Origin of the sequence: Gordonia oleivorans, assembly GCF_040044975.1 — a bacterium.
In the GTDB taxonomy this organism is placed as follows: domain Bacteria; phylum Actinomycetota; class Actinomycetes; order Mycobacteriales; family Mycobacteriaceae; genus Gordonia; species Gordonia oleivorans.
The window spans coordinates 484,707-502,975 of record NZ_JBDZDI010000002.1 but is presented as its reverse complement, the minus strand read 5'-3'; the positions used below and the strand labels follow the sequence as shown (position 1 = coordinate 502,975).

The window sequence follows — 18,269 nt, the reverse complement described above, 5'->3', positions numbered from 1 at the left end:
ATTCCTCCTCATCGCCGGCACATCTGCTCACATCACAACTCATCCGATGGTAGGCGGGTCGACCTGAACGCGGATCGGTCCGGTCTGCCGCGCCGCGTTGCGATGGACCTGGGCGGCCGTCAGTGCGCGTGCGAGGTCACGGCCGTGACGCCGATCGGTACGGACGAGCAACCGCTCGATCTCCCCGAGATCCTCCTCGTCGCTACCCGCGGGTGGACGCACGCCGTCGGGCAGCGGCACCGGCCCGAGCACGTCGGCCCCGGACGGAAGGTCCAGGAGGTCCATGAAGGTGTTCACCGACTCGGCGGGGCCGTCCACCGAGGCCATCGTGACGGCCGGCGGGAATCCCAGCTCGGTGCGGTGATCGAGTTCGGTGACCGCGAATCCGACCGGGTCCCAACGGATGACGGCCTGAACCGCCGGCAGCGACGAGTCGGCCACGATGACCAGCGCCCCGCCGTCCCGTCGGGACCGCACCTGCGCACCGATGGCCAGCCACCTGCGCACGGCGTCCTCCCCGGCACGCAGATCGGCGCGGTCGAGTTGTGCCCAGGTGTCGAGGATCACAGCGGCACCGTATCCACCCGGCGCCATCGGCTCGGCACCCGGCGTGGCCACGACGACCCGCTTGCCCTCGGGCACCTCGTCGATGACGGTGCTCCCGCCACTGGTCACGACGGGCACCCCGGCGAACGCGCGGCCCAGCTCCTCGGCGGTGCGACGCGCCCCGAGGGTCAGGGCCCGCACCGCGGTGCCACCGCATTCCGGACAGCGAAACGACATCTCGGCGCGGCCACACCATCGGCAGCTCAGGGCGCCGTGCGCGTCCATCTGAAGCGGACCGTGACACGCCCGGCACCGGGCGTGGGTGCGGCACTTGGCGCAGGCCACCGACGGGATGTATCCGCGTCGGGGCACGCTGAACAGTACCGGGGCACCGTCGGCGAGGGCCCTGCGCGCGGCCTCGAAGGCGACCGCCGGGATCCGTGCGGTACGCGCCAGCGGGTCGCGGGCGATGCGGACGTCCTCGTCGGTGATGGCCTCCACGGCCGGACTGCGGTCGCGCACCACGGCGCGGTCGGCGACGAGGTCGTGCGCCCACCCGGACGAGACCAGCGCCTGCGCCTGCGCGGTCCGCGCGAAACCACCGATGACCAGCCCGGCCTGCTCCTGATGGGCACGGAGCACCGCGACCTCACGGGGATGCGGGTACGGGGCGCGGGGTTCGTTCAGGCTGTCGTCACCGTCGTCCCAGACCACGATCAGACCCAGATCGTGGACGGGGGCGAAGATCGCCGATCGGGTGCCCAGCACGACGTCGGCGACGCCACGCCGCGCCGCGAGCCACCGGCGATATCGCGCGGTCGGCCCCAGGCCGGCCGACAACGTGACGCAGCGGTCGCCGAGCAGGGGTTCGCACGCCGCCGCGACCCGATCGAGGTCACGTTGATCGGGCACCACCATCACCACTCCGCGGCCGGCGTCGGCGGTGATGGCGGCCAGGTCGGCGAGTCGTTGTGGCCACAGTTCCGCCGGGGCCGCCTGCCACACCGCACGCGGCGCACCCGAGGCCAACGATTCGAGAAACGATGCCCCGGTGCGGTAGGTCGTCCAGTGACTCCGGTCGGGGACGACGATGGCGGTGGTCGGCGGTGGGCTCGGCTGCGCCTCGGTGCGCGCATGGCGTGGCGGCACGGCCAGCCGCAGCACGTCCGACATCGTTCCGGCGTACCGATCGGCCACCGCGCGCGCGAGATGGCCGATCGGCTCGGTGAGCACCGGCTCCGGGGACACCACCCGATCGAGGAATCCGAGCTTTCCCTCGTGCTCGGACACCTCGACCCGCTCGAGCAGGAATCCGTCGACGAGGCGTCCGGCGAAACGTATCCGGAGCCGCACACCGGGTACGGCGTCGGCGTCCTGGTCGGTGTCGATCAGATAGTCGAACGGGCGATCGAGGTGCGCCAGGCCGAGCATCGGCAGCACCTTGGCGATCGGTGCCGTCGCGGCACGTTCACGAGCCCCGGCACGCGTGGTACCGGCCACGGATGTGCGTCAGAGACCGGCGGCGGCGCGCAGCTTCTCGGCGCGGTCGGTGCGCTCCCACGGCAGATCGACATCGGTACGACCGAAGTGTCCATATGCGGCGGTGGGACCGTAGATCGGACGCAGCAGGTCCAGGTCGCGGATGATGGCCAGGGGACGCAGATCGAAGACCTCGGAGATCGCCCGCTGGATCGTGGCCGGGTCGGCCTTCTCGGTGCCGAAGGTCTCCACGAACAACCCGACCGGCGCGGCCTTGCCGATGGCGTAGGCCACCTGGACCTCGATGCGATCGGCCAGTCCGGCGGCGACGGCGTTCTTGGCGACCCAGCGCATCGCGTAGGCGGCGCTGCGGTCCACCTTCGACGGATCCTTGCCGGAGAAGGCGCCACCGCCGTGGCGGGCCATCCCTCCGTAGGTGTCGACGATGATCTTGCGGCCGGTCAGCCCCGCATCACCCATCGGCCCACCGAGGACGAACTTGCCGGTCGGGTTGACCAGCAGTCGCACATCGGAGGTGTCGAGGTCGGGCAGTTCGAGGTCGGCGAGGACGCTCTGGAGGACCTGCTCCCGCAGATCGGGGGTGAGCATCTTCTCGAGATCGATGTCGGCGGCGTGCTGGGTGGAGATGACCACGGTGTCCAGGCGGACCGGCTTGTCGCCGTTGTATTCGATGGTGACCTGGGTCTTGCCGTCGGGTCGCAGGTAGGGCAACACACCGGACTTGCGGACCTCGGTCAGGCGACGCGACAGCCGATGTGCGAGGGCGATCGGAACCGGCATGAGCTCGGGGGTCTCGTTGGTCGCGTACCCGAACATCAGACCCTGATCGCCGGCGCCCTGGGCGTCGATCTCGTCCTCGGAGATTCCGCTGCGGTTCTCGTGGGAATTGAACACGCCGCCGGCGATGTCGGGTGACTGCGCGCCGATCGCGACGTTCACCCCGCACGACGCGCCGTCGAAGCCCTTGGTCGACGAGTCGTACCCGATCTCGAGGATCTTTGCGCGGACGATGCCGGGGATGTCGACGTATGCGTCGGTGGTGACCTCACCGGCGACGTGCACCTGCCCGGTGGTGACGAGCGTCTCCACGGCGACACGGGCCTTGGGGTCGTCGGTGAGGATGGCGTCGAGGATCGAGTCGCTGATCGCGTCACAGATCTTGTCCGGGTGCCCCTCGGTGACGGACTCGCTGGTGAAAAGGCGTGACGCGCTGCTGGTCATCGGATCCTCTCGGGTCATGTCGGCGGTTCACCCCGACTGTCGGGGGCCCTATGGCGGTGGTGGTGTCAAAACTACTAGAGCGGTGTGACACGGGTGGTTCGGGTGTCAGGCGCCCGATCCATCAGGCACCAGCGAACGGACCGCGTCAAGAATCCGGCTCGCCATGAGTGTTTTCGATCCCGGCGGCAACGCCGTTTCCTCCCCCGTCGCGGCGAGCAGCCACCCGGTGTTGTCCTCGGTGCCGAAGGCCTTGCCATCGCCGACCGCGTTCACCACGAGCAGGTCGCAGCCCTTGCGCTTGAGTTTCGCACGTCCGTGGTCGAGGACGCCACCGGTCTCGTCGCCGGTCTCCGCGGCGAATCCGACGATGACCGTGTCGCCGGCGATGTCACCGGCATCCCGCGCCTGCACCAGGCCGCGCAGGATGTCGGGATTGGTGGTCAGCTCGATGGGTGCGGGGCCCTCGTCACCCTTCTTGATCTTCGACTCGTTCATCGTGACCGGGCGGAAGTCGGCGACGGCCGCGGCCATGATCACCACATCGGCGTCGGCGGCGCGGGTCGTCATCTCGTCGGCGAGCTCGCGGGCGGTGGAGATCGGCACGATCCGCACCGCGGGCGGCTCGCCCGCCCCCTTGGTGGAACCGGCGACGACGGTGACCGATGCGCCGCGCTGGGCTGCCGCACGCGCCAACGCGAAACCCTGCTTTCCGGAGCTGTGATTGCCCAGGAACCGCACCGGGTCGAGGGCCTCGCGGGTGCCGCCGGCGCTGATGAGCACCCGCAGACCGGTCAGGTCGTAGGGCAACGCCTCGGCGCGATCGAGGAGCAGTTCACCGATGAGGGCGATCTCCTGCGGTTCGGGTAACCGGCCGGGACCGGAGTCGGTCCCGGTGAGGCGGCCCGACGCCGGGGTCATCACGACGTTGCCCCGTTCCCGCAGGGTCGCGACATTGGCCTGGGTGGCGGCGTGACGCCACATCTCGGTGTGCATCGCCGGTACGTAGAGCACCGGGCACGTGGTGACCAGCAGGGATGCGGTGAGCAGGTCGTCGGCGCGTCCGGCCACGGCACGCGCCATCAGGTCGGCGGTGGCCGGGGCGACGATCACCAGGTCGGCGTGCTGCCCGAGGCGGACGTGCTCGACCTCGTCGACCCGCTCGAACACTTCGGTGCTGACCGGGTTCCCGGACAGCGCCTCGAAGGTGGCGGCACCGACGAATTCCAGCGCGGCGCGCGTCGGGATCACCCGGACGTCATGCCCTGCCTCGGTGAAGTGGCGGATCAGCGAGCACACCTTGTAGGCGGCGATCCCACCCCCGACACCGATCAGGATGCGTTTGCGGCCCCGCGCAGTGGAACTGGTCGGGGCCGCGTCGGCCGTCGCTCCGGTCATCACCGGCGGCGGGCTCTACTCGCCCTCGGTGTGCTCGAGCAGGTCGGAGTGGATCTCACGCATCGCGATCGACAGCGGCTTCTCCTGCAGACCCGGCTCGACCAGCGGGCCGACGTACTCGAGGATGCCGTCACCGAGCTGGTTGTAGTAATCGTTGATCTGCCGCGCCCGCTTGGCCGCGTAGATCACCAGCGCGTACTTCGACGAAGCCCGCTCGAGCAGATCGTCGATGGGCGGATTGGTGATACCCAGCGGAGTGTCGTAGGCCGGTGCGTCGGCGATCTCGGTCATGTCGAAATTGGTCTGTGCGCTCACGCGAACTCCTGCCGTGGTGTGCGGATGTCGATCAGGCGGCCTGGTGCCGGGCGGTCCCGCTTCGGGTCGGCCCCACCGCGCTGGGTCTCTGGGTCCCGGACGGACGTGCCGCCCGGGGGTTTGTCGGCGATCAGTGACTCGGTTCGGCACTCCGGTGCGACCCGGGATGCGTCTCCGGTCGATGCTGATCAGGCCCGACCAGCAAGGATACCAATTCATCGGCCGCGGAGTCGACTCGGGAGTTGACGATCACCTCGTCGAACTCGCCCTGCGCGGCCATCTCGGTCCGTGCGGTCGCCAGCCGGCGGTCGATCTGCTCGGGACTCTCGGTCCCGCGTCCGCGCAAACGTGCCTCCAGCTCGTCCCAGCTCGGCGGTGCCAGAAACACCAGCGTCGCCTCGGGCAGCCGCTGCCGGACGTTGCGGGCGCCGACGAGATCCACCTCCAGCAGCACCGGCACACCGGAGGCCAGGGCCTGTTCCACGGGACGCAGCGGCGTCCCCGAACGCTGCAACCCGCCGTGGATGTCGGCCCACTCGAGCAGTTCGTCATCGGCGATCATGCGGTCGAACTCGGCGCGGCCGACGAAGCGGTAGTCACGTCCGTCGACCTCGCCCGGTCGCGGGTCGCGGGTGGTGGCCGACACACTGAACCAGAGGTTCGGGACCGCGTCGCGGACCCGCGCGACCACCGTTGACTTCCCCACGGCAGAGGGGCCGACCAGAACCACCAGTCGACCCCTCGTACGTGTGGGTTGTGAGCCCGTCACGCTGCCGTTCTCGGCGTCGTGACTCAGGAGCTGAACTTCTCGAGCAGCGCCTTGCGCTGACGATCACCGAGGCCACGCAGGCGGCGCGTCGGGGCGATCTCCAGCTCGGTCATGATCTCCTGTGCCTTGACCTTGCCCACCTTGGGCAGGGCCTCGAGCAGGGCAGAGACCTTCATCTTGCCCAGGATCTCGTCTTCTTCGGCGTCCTTGAGCACCTGCTTGAGGTCGGTGCCGCCACGCTTGAGGCGCTCTTTGAGCTCGGCGCGTACTCGGCGTGCGGCAGCAGCCTTCTCCAACGCAGCGGCGCGCTGCTCGTCTGTCAACTGGGGAAGCGCCACGGTTTCCTCCGTCTTTCGTTCTCGATCTGGACTGCACCGGCACCGTGTGGTGCCCGGTGGCGTGTGGCCGCTCGGCGCGGGTGCTCATCGGTCTCGATGACCAAGCACTCGCCGAAAGGGCGCGGCGAAAGCGACCGTACCCATCTGAGCAGGCATTTGCGAGGGCCACCCCGGGTTTGCGTCGCGGGGGCGATGCTGTAGGCGGCTCACGAATCGGCCGCGTGGCCGCGGCACGATCGTCGACCACGCTACCCCATCGCCGACGTGCATCGGGCACATCACCGCAGGTGACGGGCCTGTCGTTCGACGCGCGCGGCTGCCCGTCGCTTCTCCGGGTCTGTCGCGGCGACCATTGCGGCTGAGCCCCGTGTGACGTGTGGGACATCGACGGACGGGTCGAACTTTCTTCGGCCCGCCCAGCGTGTCGTGCGGCGATGCGACCTCGCATCGCGTGTCGGCACCGTCGGTTACTGTCGGCACATGCGATGGTGCACCGGGCCAGAAATCAGTCGATCGCGCGCCCGCACCGGGCCCGGAATCGGGCTTCCGGGGTGAGCACCTGGGCCCTGCGGGTCGAGCGCTACCGTGACGACCTCGTCGACGCCGTCACCCAGGTGTACGGCGCATCGTCCCGGCCCACCCTGATCCCCCGACTTCTCGGTGCGGCCGAACGCGCCTTCGCGGCCCGATCCGCCGACCTCCGCGAACTCGACGAACGCCGCCTGCTGCGGCCCGACTGGCTCCAGCAACCCGACATGGTCGGCTACGCCGCGTACACCGAACGGTTCGCTGGCACCCTGAGCGATGTCGCCGACCGCGTCGGCCACCTCCGCGAACTCGGCGTCACCTATCTGCATCTGATGCCGCTGCTCGCGCCGCGTCCCGGTGACAACGACGGCGGGTACGCGGTCGCCGACTACCGTCGCGTACGTCCCGATCTGGGCACCACCGACGATCTCGCCGCTCTCGCCGTCACCCTGCGGGCGTCGGGGATCAGCCTCGTCGTCGACCTCGTGCTCAATCACGTGGCCCGCGAACACGAGTGGGCACGTGCGGCCGCCGCCGGGGACGCGCACCATCGTGACTACTTCCTCACCTTTCCCGACCGCGACGAACCCGACCGCTACTCCGCGACGTTGCCGGAGGTCTTCCCCGATTTCGCCCCCGGGAACTTCACCTTCGACACCGAGATGAACCGGTGGGTGTGGACGACGTTCCACTCCTGGCAGTGGGATCTCAACTGGGCCAACCCCGACGTGCTCGTCGAGTTCGCCGAGATCATCTTCTTCCTCGCCAACCTCGGCGTGGAGGTGGTGCGCCTGGACGCGATCGCCTTCCTCTGGAAGCGGATGGGCACCGACTGCCAGAATCAGCCCGAGGTCCACGCCATCACCCAGATACTGCGCGCACTGACCCACATGGTGGCCCCCGCCGTCGCGTTCAAGGCCGAGGCGATCGTCGGGCCCGCGCAGCTCGTCGCCTACCTGGGCGTGGGGCGACACGACGGACGGATCAGCGATCTCGCCTACCACAACTCGCTGATGGTGCAGATCTGGTCGATGATCGCCTGCGCCGACACCGGGCTGGCCGCACACGCGCTCGGCAGTCTGCCGCCGACGCCGGCGACCGGCACCTGGATCTGCTACGTCCGCTGTCACGACGACATCGGCTGGGCGATCGACGACGCCGACGCCGCGGCGGTCGGACTCGACGGCGCGGCACACCGGCGATTCCTCTCCGACTGGTACAGCGGGGAATTTCCGGAATCCCCCGCGGCTGGGCTGGTGTTCCAGGCCAACCCGCGCACCGGAGACCGCCGGATCAGCGGGACCGCGGCCGCGCTGACCGGCCTGCAGACCGCCACCGATGACGCCTCCGTCGACGCCGCTCTGGGCCGGATGTTCTTGATACACGCCATCATCTACGGGTGGGGCGGAATCCCGGTGATCTGGAGCGGCGACGAACTGGGCACGCCGAACGACGCGCACTGGGCCGCCGAACCCGGCCACGCCGACGACAACCGCTGGGCACATCGTCCGCGCCTCGATCCGGCGCGGCTGGCCCTGCGCGACGATACGACGACGGTCCCGGGGCGCGTGTTCGCCGGCCTCCGCCATCTGGGACGGATCCGTTCCTCGCTGCCGCACCTGCACGCACGAGTGCCCAGCGAGATCGCGTGGGCCGACGGACCGGTGCTGGTGACGCTGCGGCGCGCCCCGCTGGGGCCGATGATCTGCGTCTACAACGTGAGCGCCCGCACGGTGTCGTTCCCGGTCGAGGTGATCACCGGCCACGGATTCGCCCGGCCGTGGGATGTGATCTCCGACCGGGCGGTCACCGCCGACGCCGACGGGCTGCTCTGGTTGACGCCGTATGCGGCGTGGTGGGTCATCGAGACCGCACAGAACCCGGCGTAGCGTGAGGCCCGTGACGGTATCCGAGCAGGGCCAATCCGAGCAGGGCGAATCCGAGCAGCGGGTGGTGAGCGCCTACCGCGACGTCGGTGCCGACGCCGCGGCGATCTTCGAGCTCATCGCCGACCCGGCCCGGCAACCCGAATGGGATGGCAACGACAACCTCGCGCAGGCACCGACCGGTCAACGCGTCCGGGCCGTCGGGAACGTCTTCACCATGCAGCTCACCACGGGCGCGATCCGGGAGAACCGGGTCACCGAATTCGTCGAGGGTCGCCGCATCGCGTGGATGCCCAACGAACCCGGGCAACCGAGTCCCGGGCATCTGTGGCGGTGGGAGCTCGATCCACTGGCCGACGGGACGACGCGGGTGACCCACACCTATGACTGGACACGACTGGACGACGAGAAGCGCCTCGTGCGGGCGCGGGCCACGTCCGGCGAGAAGCTGGCGGGCTCGATCGACCGGTTGGCCGGTCTTCTCGACGCCGACGTCTGAGGGGCCACCGTCGCCATCGCGCGCGGCGGTCGAACCTTCCGGTCCGGCCACGAGCCCTAACTCGCAGGTCGAGCAGGCCGCTGCGCCGACCGCTGCGTTGAGCACCGTCGAAACGAAGCCCGTGTCAAGACCCCGCACGCTGGTGCCGCCGCGAAACCAGCGGCGGCGCAAGAGGTCTCGAGGCTCGTCGCTAGCGCTCCTCGCACCTCGACCGGCGGACGAGACCGACGACCAGCGCAAGAAACCGACCGCCAGTCGCACGAAACCAACGACCGGCGGACGAGACCGACGACCAGCGGAAGAAAACCGATTGCCGGCGGCAGAAGGCCGACGCCCCGCACACTCAGGCCTCGGCGTGACCGTCAGGCCAGTGCCCGCTCCACCTCGTCCCGGGTGCGCGTGAACTCCGCCCGCAGGGCGGCCACATCCGGCCCGGACCGCAGCACACCACGGCTCGAGGCCGGTAGCACCCAGGACGGGTCGGCCCCGGCGAAGACCTCCGGCAGGTCGCTCGGCGTCGCCCCCTGAGCGCCCAGCCCGGGCGACAGGATGGGTCCGTTCAGGCCGGCGAGGTCGAGTCCATGCGCGCGGGTCGCGCCCACGACGAGACCGAGAGTGCCGGTGCCGTCGGCATTCTCGGCGGCCGCGGCATCGACGATGCGCTGGCCCACCGGACGGCCGTCGGCGTCGGCTAGTTGCACCGGCGCGCCTTCCGGGTTCGACGTCCGGGCCAGCACGAACACTCCCCGACCACCCGCACGCGCGAGATCGACAGCCGGCGACAGAGATCCGAACCCGAGATACGGGGAGGCGGTCACCGCATCCGAGCACAGCGGTGCGGCGTCGTCGAGCCATGCCGTCGCGTACGCGGCCATCGTCGAACCGATGTCGCCGCGTTTGGCGTCAGCGAGGACGAGCGCACCGGCCTCGCGGCAACCGGTGATGACGCGTTCGAGGACCGCGAAGCCGGCCGCCCCGAACACCTCGAAGAACGCCACCTGCGGTTTCACCACGGCCGCAACGGGTCCCAGCGCCTCGACGCAGATGTCGGCGAAGCGGGCCAGACCGTCGGCGTCGACGCTCAACCCCCACTGCGTCAGCAGCTCGGCGTGCGGGTCGATACCGGCACACAGCCGCCCCCGCGCGGAGACGGCCTCGCGGTAGCGCGACCCGAAGGCGGTCACCGCTCGTTCACCAGCGCCGCATGCCTGCGTTGCAGCGCCTCGACGCCCATGCTCTTGTTCCGCGCGGCCTCGATCCCCTGCACCGCCGCACTCGCCCCCTGCACGGTGGTGATGCACGGGATGCCGGCGGCGACGGCGGCACTGCGGATCTCGTAGCCGTCGACACGGGGTCCGGACTGTCCGTACGGGGTGTTGATCACCATCGCCACCTCGCCGGCCCGGATCGCGTCGAGGATGGTCGGCTCACCCGGTCCGGCCTCGAAGTGCTTACGCACCGTGGTGGCATCGATTCCGTTGCGCCGCAACACGTCCGCGGTGCCCTCGGTGGCCAGGATGGTGAATCCGAGGTCGGCGAGGTGCTTGACCGGGAACAGCAGGGCACGCTTGTCCTTGTTGGCCACCGACACGAACACCGCACCGGTGGTGGGCAGCGACCCGTAGGCCGCGGTCTGCGACTTGGCGAACGCGCGGCCGAAGTCGGCGTCGATGCCCATCACCTCGCCGGTGGACTTCATCTCGGGACTGAGCAGGGAGTCGACACCGGTGCCGTCGTGGCGGCGGAACCGGTTGAACGGCAACACCGCTTCCTTCACCGCGATCGGCGCATGCGACGGGGCGTCGCCGCCGTCGCCGTCGGCCGCCAGGATCGCCTGCTCACGCAGTTCGGCGATCGAGGTACCGAGCATCACCCGCGCGCAGGCCTTCGCCAGCGGGATCGCGGTCGCCTTGGAGACGAACGGCACGGTGCGGCTCGCCCGCGGATTGGCTTCCAGCACATAGAGAACATCGTCCTTGAGGGCGTACTGCACGTTGAGCAGCCCCCGCACCCCGATGCCCTTGGCCAGGGCCTCGGTGGATTCGCGCACCATCGCCAGATCGGCGCGGCCCAGGGTCACCGGCGGCAGCGCGCACGCCGAGTCGCCGGAGTGGATGCCGGCCTCCTCGATGTGCTCCATGATCCCGCCGATGTAGACCTCCTGACCGTCGCACAGCGCGTCGACGTCGATCTCGACCGCGTCCTCGAGGAAACGGTCGACCAGCACCGGATGATCGGGGGTGAGTTCGGTGGCACGAGAGATGTAGTCCGCCAAGGACTTCTCGTCGTAGACGATCTCCATGCCACGGCCACCCAACACGTAGGACGGACGTACCAGAACCGGGTAGCCGATCCGTGCGGCGGTGTCGCGGGCCTCGTCGAAGGAGGTCGCGGTGCCGAACGCCGGGGCGGGCAAGCCGGCGGCGGTGAGCACCTTGCCGAACTCGCCGCGGTCCTCGGCCAGGTCGATGGCCGCCGGGGAGGTGCCGACGATCGGCACCCCGGCCGCCTCGAGGCGATGGGCCAGTCCGAGCGGGGTCTGCCCACCGAGTTGCACGATGACCCCGGCCACGGTGCCCGACTCCGATTCGGCGTGGAAGACCTCGAGCACATCCTCGAAGGTCAGCGGCTCGAAGTAGAGACGGTCGGCGGTGTCGTAGTCGGTGGAGACGGTCTCCGGGTTGCAGTTGACCATCACCGTCTCGTACCCGGCCTCGCTCAGGGTGAGCGCGGCGTGCACACACGAGTAATCGAACTCGATGCCCTGCCCGATCCGATTGGGTCCGGACCCGAGGATGAGTACCTTGGGCCGCTCGGTCTGCGGTGCCACCTCGCTGGTGGCCGCCGGGTCGAGTTCGTAGGTGGAGTAGTGATATGGCGTGCGGGCCTCGAACTCGGCGGCGCAGGTGTCGACGGTCTTGTAGACCGGATGCACGCCGAGTGACTGCCGGAATGCCCGGACAGCATCCTCATCGGCGAAATCGCCACGCAGCGCCGCGATCTGCCGGTCGGAGAATCCGGTCGACTTCGCTTCCCGCAGAAGCTCTTCGGTCAGTTCGTCGGCGTCGCGAATGTCTGCGCCGAGCGCCGCGATGCCGCCGATCTCGGCGAGGAACCACGGGTCGATCTTGGTCGACTCGTAGAGATCCTCGACACTGGCACCGGCCTCGAAGGCCAACATGATGCCGTAGAGGCGCCCGTCCTTGGGGACCGAGAGTTCCTCGAGCAATGCGGGCAGGTCGATGGTCGCGGGGTCGACCCGGCCCGGTTCGGTCCAGAACCCGGCGGCCTTGGTCTCCAGGGAGCGCATCACCTTGCCGAGGGCCTCGGCGAAGCTGCGGCCCAGGCTCATCGCCTCACCCACCGACTTCATCGTGGTGGTGAGCGTGTCGTCGGCACCCGGGAACTTCTCGAACGCGAACCGCGGGGCCTTGACCACCACGTAGTCCAGCGTCGGCTCGAAGCAGGCCGGGGTCTGTCTGGTGATGTCGTTGGTGATCTCGTCGAGGCTGTAGCCGATGGCGAGCTTCGCGGCGATCTTGGCGATCGGGAATCCCGTTGCTTTGGAGGCCAATGCGGATGACCGGGAGACACGCGGGTTCATCTCGATGACGACGAGGCGACCGTCGGCGGGGTCCTGGGCGAACTGGATGTTGCAGCCGCCGGTGTCGACGCCGACCTCGCGCAGGATGGCGATCGAGAGGTCGCGCATCTTCTGGTATTCGCGGTCGGTCAGGGTCATCGCGGGGGCCACGGTGACCGAGTCGCCGGTGTGCACGCCGACCGGGTCGACGTTCTCGATGGAGCAGATGACGACCACGTTGTCGCGGTTGTCGCGCATCAGCTCGAGCTCGTATTCCTTCCAGCCGAGGATGGATTCCTCGATGAGGACGTTCGCGGTCGGCGACGCGGCGAGACCCCCGCCGGCGATGCGGTCGAGGTCGGCCTCGTCATAGGCCATGCCGGAGCCGAGTCCACCCATGGTGAACGACGGCCGCACCACCACCGGATAGCCGAGTTCGGCGACGGTTTCGCGGACCTCTTCCATCGTGTGGCAGACCGCCGAGCGGGCGCTCTCGCCACCGACCTTGGCGACGATGTCCTTGAACATCTGCCGGTCCTCACCGCGCTGGATGGCGTCGAAGTCGGCACCGATCAGCTCGATGCCGTAGCGCTCCAGCGAACCCCGATCATGCAGTGCCACAGCGGTGTTGAGCGCGGTCTGACCGCCGAGGGTGGCCAGCACGGCGTCGATCGGATGGCCGGCGTCACGTTCGGCCTCGATGACCTTCTCGACGTACTCGGCGGTGATCGGCTCGATGTAGGTGGCGTCGGCGAACTCCGGGTCGGTCATGATGGTGGCCGGATTCGAGTTCACCAGGCTCACCCGCAGACCCTCGGACTTCAGGACGCGGCAGGCCTGGGTTCCGGAGTAGTCGAATTCGCAGGCCTGGCCGATGACGATCGGTCCGGAGCCGATCACCAGGACGTGCTTGAGATCGGTGCGGCGTGGCATCAGGCCCTCGTTCCGTTGGCGCGGTCACTCTCGAGCAGGGTGACGAATTTGTCGAAGAGGTAGGCGGCGTCGTGCGGACCGGCCGCGGCCTCCGGATGGTATTGGACGGAAAATGCTCTGCCGGAGAGCAATTCGACGCCCTCGACGGTGCCGTCGTTGGCGCAGACGTGGCTGACCCGGGCACGTCCGAAGTCGGTGTCGAACTCCTCACCCGCTTCGCCTTCGAGGGCGAAGCCGTGGTTCTGCGAGGTGATGGAGACCGTGCCGGTGGCGTGGTCGATCACCGGGATGTTGATGCCGCGGTGACCGAAGGTCATCTTGTAGGTGCGCCGGCCCAGTGCGCGGCCGAGGATCTGGTTGCCGAAGCAGATTCCGAAGAGCGGCAGATCCGCCCCGAGGACCTCCCGGGTCAACGCGACGGCGGCGTCGGCGGTGGCCGGGTCGCCGGGACCGTTGGACAGGAACACCCCGTCGGGCCTCAACTCGGCGATGTCGGCGAAGGAGGCACTCGACGGCAGGACACGCACCGCGACCCCGCGCTGCGCGAACATCCGCGGCGTGTTGGTCTTGATGCCCAGATCGATGGCGGCGACGGTGTAGCGCGTCTCACCGGCCGGCTCCACGAGGTAGCCGGTGTCGGTGGACACCTGGCCGGCGAGGTCGGCGCCCTTCATCGACGGCTGGCTGCGCACTCGTTCGAGGAGTTCTTCGGCCCCCGCCCCGTCGAGTGCGGCACCGGAGAACACCCCGGCCCGCATCGATCCGTGATCGCGCAGCGTGCGCACCACGGTGCGGGTGTCGATGCCGGAGATGCCGACGATGCCCTGGCGCACCAGCTCGTCCTCGAGCGAGGTGGTCGCACGCCAATTCGACACGCGGCGTGTGGGATTGCGGATCGCGTAGCCGGCCACCCAGATCTTCCCGGAATCACCGTCGAGGCTGCCGCTGCCGGCGCTGCCGGTGGATTCGCCGTCCTCGGTGTTCCAGCCGGTGTTGCCGATCTGCGGGGCGGTGGCCACCACGATCTGCCGGTGATAGCTGGGGTCGGTGAGGGTTTCCTGATAGCCGGTCATCGCCGTGCAGAACACGGCCTCGCCGAGGGTTTCGCCGACGGCGCCGTAGGCCCGGCCGGAGAACACCTGACCGTTCTCGAGCACCAGAACCGCTGCGGTCATTGATCTTTCCTCTGTTCGGTCTCGGAGCGCGCCGGGGCTGCGGTCGCCGTCTCCTCGGGGGTGGTGGCCTCGGGCGTGATGGCCGCGGGATCGGTGGATTCGGCGTCGGTGGCCGCGGAGTCGGTGGCAGCGGAGTCGGCAGGGTGGGTGTCGTCGATCCAGCCGGGATAGACGGACTTGTCGTCGGCGCGGAATCCGGAGTCGATCTCGGTGCCGCCCGGCAACCTCCAGCGGATCACCAGCACCCCGTCGGCGCTCATCACCTTGCCGGCGTGACCGCGTTCGGTGCGCACCGCGGTGATCGATTCCCGGGGAATCCAGATCTCGCTCGCACCGGTCCGTTCGATCAGGATCCCGTCGGGATGTGCGGACAGTCGCGCGGACGCCCGATCGCCGAAGTCCCCCACCGCAATCCGGTTCTGCCAGCTCGGCGCGAGGGTGGCGCCGAGATAGAGCCCGGTGTCGGGACCACGCAGCGTGTCTCCGAGTTCGGCCGGGGCCGTCGGGATCTCGCCGATGATCTCGGCCTGTCGCCGCCCACGGTTGCGCCACCCGCGCACCACCAGGGCCACCAGCGCCAACCACACCACCAGCACCACGATGACGATGATCAGGTCGGTCCACAGCTCGTTCATGCGCTCGCCCGTCCGTCACGGGCGGTGACGACGCCGCGCAGAAGCGTCGCGACCACGGTCGCCGGCATCGTCATGGATTCATACGGAGTGTTGTCCGACAGGCTCGCCAGGTCGGGGCCGTGCACCACCCACGAGCGGTCCGGATCGACGATCGTGAGATTCGCCGGCTCCCCCACCGCGATGGGACGCCCCTGATCGGTGAGACCGACGATCTCCGCGGGGCGCTCACTCATCACACGCGCCACGCCACGCCAGTCGAGCAGGCCGGGAACGACCATCGTCTCCACGATGATCGGCAGTGCGGTCTCGAGGCCGAGCATTCCCGGTTTGGCGAGGGCGAATTCGCAGCATTTCTCCTGCGCCGCATGCGGTGCGTGGTCGGTACCGACGCAGTCGATGACGCCGTCGGCGAGGGCCTGACGAAGCGCGAGATTGTCCCGGGTTTCGCGCAGCGGCGGATTGACCCGGTTCACCCCGTCGTAGGTGGCCAGCCGTTCGTCGTTGAGGAACAGGTGGTGCGGGGTCACCTCGGCGGTGATCGCGATGCCCTGGTCCTTGGCCCAGCGCAGCAGTTCGACGGTGCCCTCGGTGGACGCGTGGCAGATGTGCACGCGTGCGCCGGCGTCGCGGGCCAGCAACGCGTCACGGACGACGATGGATTCCTCGGCGGCGCGCGGCCAACCGGCCAGTCCGAGTCGGGCGGCGTTCGGACCCTCGTGTGCGACAGCACCTTTGGTGAGTCGGGGCTCCTCGGCGTGCTGGGCGATCAGCACCCCGAGGCCGGTGGCGTACTCCAGGGCCCGACGCATGATCAGCGGATCGAAGACGCATTTGCCGTCGTCGCTGAACAGTCGGACACCGGCGGCGCCGGAGGCCATCATGCCCATCTCGGCGAGTTGTTCACCCGCCAAGCCGACGGTGACCGCCCCGACCGGGTGCACGTCGACGAGTCCGACGTCGCGCCCGACCCGCCAGACGTTGTCGGTGATGGTGGAGTTGTCGGCGACCGGGTCGGTGTTGGCCATGGCGAAAACCGCGGTGTAGCCACCGAGGGCGGCGGCACGCGAGCCGGTGCGAATGGTCTCGGTGTCCTCGCGCCCGGGTTCGCGCAGGTGGGTGTGCAGGTCGACGAGACCGGGCAGCAGCACCGCTCCCGCGCCGTCGATGATCTCGGCACCCTCGGGGACAGTGAGCGAGGATCCGATCTCGGCGATGGTGCCGTCGATCACCGCGACATCCACCGGATCACCCTCGCCGTAGGGGCGAACCTGTTGCAGGACAACGGTTCCGGTGGCATCGGGTCCCGGAATGGGTCCGGGGATCGGGGCGCTCACAGCGTGACTCCTGTCTGGTCGGTCGTGTCGGTGCCGACGAGCAGGCGGAACAGCACCGCCATCCGCACGTGCACACCGTTGCGGACCTGTTCGAGGACGGTGGCCTGCGGTGCGTCGGCGACGGAGAAGCCGATCTCCATGCCGCGCAGCATCGGTCCGGGGTGCAGCACCACCGCGTCGTCGTCGAGCAGGGCGAGTCGTCGTGCGTTGAGTCCGTAACGCACCGAGTACTCGCGGGAACTCGGGAAGAAGCCGCCGTTCATGCGTTCGGCCTGCACGCGCAGCATCATCACCGCGTCGAGGGTGGGCAGTTCGGCGTCGAGGTCGCCGGTCACGGTGACCGGCCACTGGTCGACCCCGACCGGCAGCAGGGTCGGTGGGGCGATCAGCACCACCTCGGCCCCGAGCGTCGCCAGCAGGTGGGCGTTGGATCGCGCCACCCGCGAGTGCAGCACGTCGCCGACGATGCCGATGCGGCGGCCGTCGAGGGAGCCGAGTCGCTGGCGCAGTGTCAGCGCGTCGAGCAGCGCCTGGGTGGGATGTTCGTGGGTGCCGTCACCGGCGTTGATGACGGCGGGCCCACCGGTTTCCCGGCCGTTCGGCCCGATGCCGGGGCCGCCGGTCCACTGCGCGATCTGATGGGCCGCGCCGGAGGCCGGATGCCGCACGATCAGGGCGTCGGCGCCGATCGCGCGCAGCGTCATCGCGGTGTCGCGCAAGGACTCTCCCTTGCCGACCGAGGAACTCGACGCCGAGACGTTGATCACGTCGGCGCTCATCCACTTGCCCGCCGTCTCGAAGGACACGCGGGTGCGGGTGGAGTTCTCGTAGAACACCGTCATCACGGTGCGGCCCCGCAACGTCGGGAGTTTGCGCACCTCCCGGCCGGTGAGTGCCTGCTCGAAACGTTCGGCGTCGTCGAGAAGTTCGGTGGCGTCGTCGCGGGTGAGGTCCTGGGTGGAGAGCAGGTGCCGCATCAGGCCTGCACCGCCCCGGCGGAGCTGAGCACGACCTCGTCGACGCCGTCGTGCTCGGTGAGGTGGACCGCGACACTCTCGTCGCGGGAGGTCGGGATGTTCTTGCCGACGTAGTCGGCGCGCAGCGGCAGTTCGCGGTGGCCGCGGTCGATGAGCACCGCCAGCTGGACCGCGGCCGGCCGCCCCAGGTCACGCAGTGCGTCGAGGGCGGCGCGCACCGTCCGGCCGGAGTAGAGCACGTCGTCGACGAGGATGACGATCGCATTGTCGACGCCCCCGGTGGGCACCATGGTGCGTTCGAGGGGGCGGTGCGGTTTGTCGCGCAGGTCGTCGCGGTACAGGGTGATGTCGAGGTATCCGACGGGGATCTCCCGACCGGCGAACTCGGCGATCTTGGCCGCCAACCTGTCGGCGAGAGTCGTTCCGCGGGTGGGAATTCCGATGATGATTACATGCGGTGCATCGGGGGCGTCGAGAGCATTCTTCTCGATCACCTGATGGGCCACCCGGGCGATGGTTCTCGACACATCGCCGGCGTCGAGCAGAACGCGCCGATTGGGTGGGGCACCGTCGGTAGGCGTGACCACGCCGACCTCCTTCTCCGCCTCACGGGACGGATCGTTAAAGGATGTCTT

15 protein-coding genes are annotated in these 18,269 nt (G+C 69.3%); 2 read left to right on the top strand and 13 right to left on the bottom strand.

Translation table 11 applies throughout. The annotated features are described in order from the left end of the window. Window positions 1-39 precede the first annotated feature (39 nt). From ABLE92_RS05705 to mihF, 6 genes are all read right to left on the bottom strand, one after another. A complete protein-coding gene (locus tag ABLE92_RS05705; RefSeq protein ID WP_348803932.1) occupies window positions 40-1,977 on the bottom strand; it encodes a primosomal protein N' in 1,938 nt (645 codons plus the stop codon). 78 nt (window positions 1,978-2,055) lie between these two features. Next, a complete protein-coding gene (gene metK, locus ABLE92_RS05700) occupies window positions 2,056-3,267 on the bottom strand; it encodes a methionine adenosyltransferase (RefSeq protein ID WP_348803701.1) in 1,212 nt (403 codons plus the stop codon). Window positions 3,268-3,372: 105 nt separating this feature from the next. Beyond that, entirely contained in the window at window positions 3,373-4,662 is a 1,290-nt protein-coding gene (gene coaBC, locus ABLE92_RS05695; RefSeq protein ID WP_348803700.1) for a bifunctional phosphopantothenoylcysteine decarboxylase/phosphopantothenate--cysteine ligase CoaBC, read from the bottom strand. Window positions 4,663-4,677: 15 nt separating this feature from the next. Next, a complete protein-coding gene (gene rpoZ, locus ABLE92_RS05690; RefSeq protein WP_348803699.1) occupies window positions 4,678-4,977 on the bottom strand; it encodes a DNA-directed RNA polymerase subunit omega in 300 nt (99 codons plus the stop codon). 130 nt (window positions 4,978-5,107) lie between these two features. Next, a complete protein-coding gene (gene gmk / locus ABLE92_RS05685) occupies window positions 5,108-5,746 on the bottom strand; it encodes a guanylate kinase (RefSeq protein ID WP_348803698.1) in 639 nt (212 codons plus the stop codon). 23 nt (window positions 5,747-5,769) lie between these two features. Next, window positions 5,770-6,084 carry an integration host factor, actinobacterial type gene (mihF, locus tag ABLE92_RS05680; RefSeq protein WP_020791706.1) on the bottom strand — a complete coding sequence of 105 codons (315 nt, stop codon included), beginning with the start codon at window positions 6,082-6,084 and terminating at the stop codon, window positions 5,770-5,772. A 551-nt stretch (window positions 6,085-6,635) separates the two neighbouring features. Between mihF and ABLE92_RS05675 the strand changes: the two genes are divergently transcribed. Both ABLE92_RS05675 and ABLE92_RS05670 read left to right on the top strand, forming a co-directional pair. Beyond that, entirely contained in the window at window positions 6,636-8,501 is a 1,866-nt protein-coding gene (locus ABLE92_RS05675) for an alpha-amylase family protein (RefSeq protein ID WP_348803696.1), read from the top strand. Window positions 8,502-8,511: 10 nt separating this feature from the next. Next, window positions 8,512-8,997: an SRPBCC family protein gene (locus tag ABLE92_RS05670; RefSeq protein ID WP_348803694.1), complete on the top strand. Its 486-nt coding sequence runs from the start codon at window positions 8,512-8,514 to the stop codon at window positions 8,995-8,997. A gap of 362 nt (window positions 8,998-9,359) precedes the next feature. Here ABLE92_RS05670 and pyrF read toward each other — a convergent pair whose 3' ends face one another. From pyrF to pyrR, 7 genes are read right to left on the bottom strand one after another with little or no spacing between them, the layout of a single operon-like run. Further along, complete coding sequence (gene pyrF, locus ABLE92_RS05665) at window positions 9,360-10,181, bottom strand: orotidine-5'-phosphate decarboxylase (protein ID WP_348803693.1); 822 nt, start codon at window positions 10,179-10,181, stop codon at window positions 9,360-9,362. Next, entirely contained in the window at window positions 10,178-13,513 is a 3,336-nt protein-coding gene (gene carB, locus ABLE92_RS05660; RefSeq protein WP_348803691.1) for a carbamoyl-phosphate synthase large subunit, read from the bottom strand. The genes pyrF and carB overlap by 4 nt, the downstream gene beginning before the upstream one ends. Next, window positions 13,513-14,688: a glutamine-hydrolyzing carbamoyl-phosphate synthase small subunit gene (carA, locus tag ABLE92_RS05655; protein WP_348803690.1), complete on the bottom strand. Its 1,176-nt coding sequence runs from the start codon at window positions 14,686-14,688 to the stop codon at window positions 13,513-13,515. Before carA ends, carB begins: the two co-directional genes overlap by 1 nt. Continuing rightward, entirely contained in the window at window positions 14,685-15,323 is a 639-nt protein-coding gene (locus ABLE92_RS05650; protein WP_348803688.1) for a PH-like domain-containing protein, read from the bottom strand. Before ABLE92_RS05650 ends, carA begins: the two co-directional genes overlap by 4 nt. Next, window positions 15,320-16,657: a dihydroorotase gene (locus tag ABLE92_RS05645; protein ID WP_425476175.1), complete on the bottom strand. Its 1,338-nt coding sequence runs from the start codon at window positions 16,655-16,657 to the stop codon at window positions 15,320-15,322. Before ABLE92_RS05645 ends, ABLE92_RS05650 begins: the two co-directional genes overlap by 4 nt. Next, entirely contained in the window at window positions 16,654-17,634 is a 981-nt protein-coding gene (locus tag ABLE92_RS05640; RefSeq protein ID WP_348803687.1) for an aspartate carbamoyltransferase catalytic subunit, read from the bottom strand. Before ABLE92_RS05640 ends, ABLE92_RS05645 begins: the two co-directional genes overlap by 4 nt. Beyond that, entirely contained in the window at window positions 17,634-18,221 is a 588-nt protein-coding gene (gene pyrR, locus ABLE92_RS05635; protein WP_348803686.1) for a bifunctional pyr operon transcriptional regulator/uracil phosphoribosyltransferase PyrR, read from the bottom strand. The genes ABLE92_RS05640 and pyrR overlap by 1 nt, the downstream gene beginning before the upstream one ends. Window positions 18,222-18,269 lie beyond the last annotated feature (48 nt).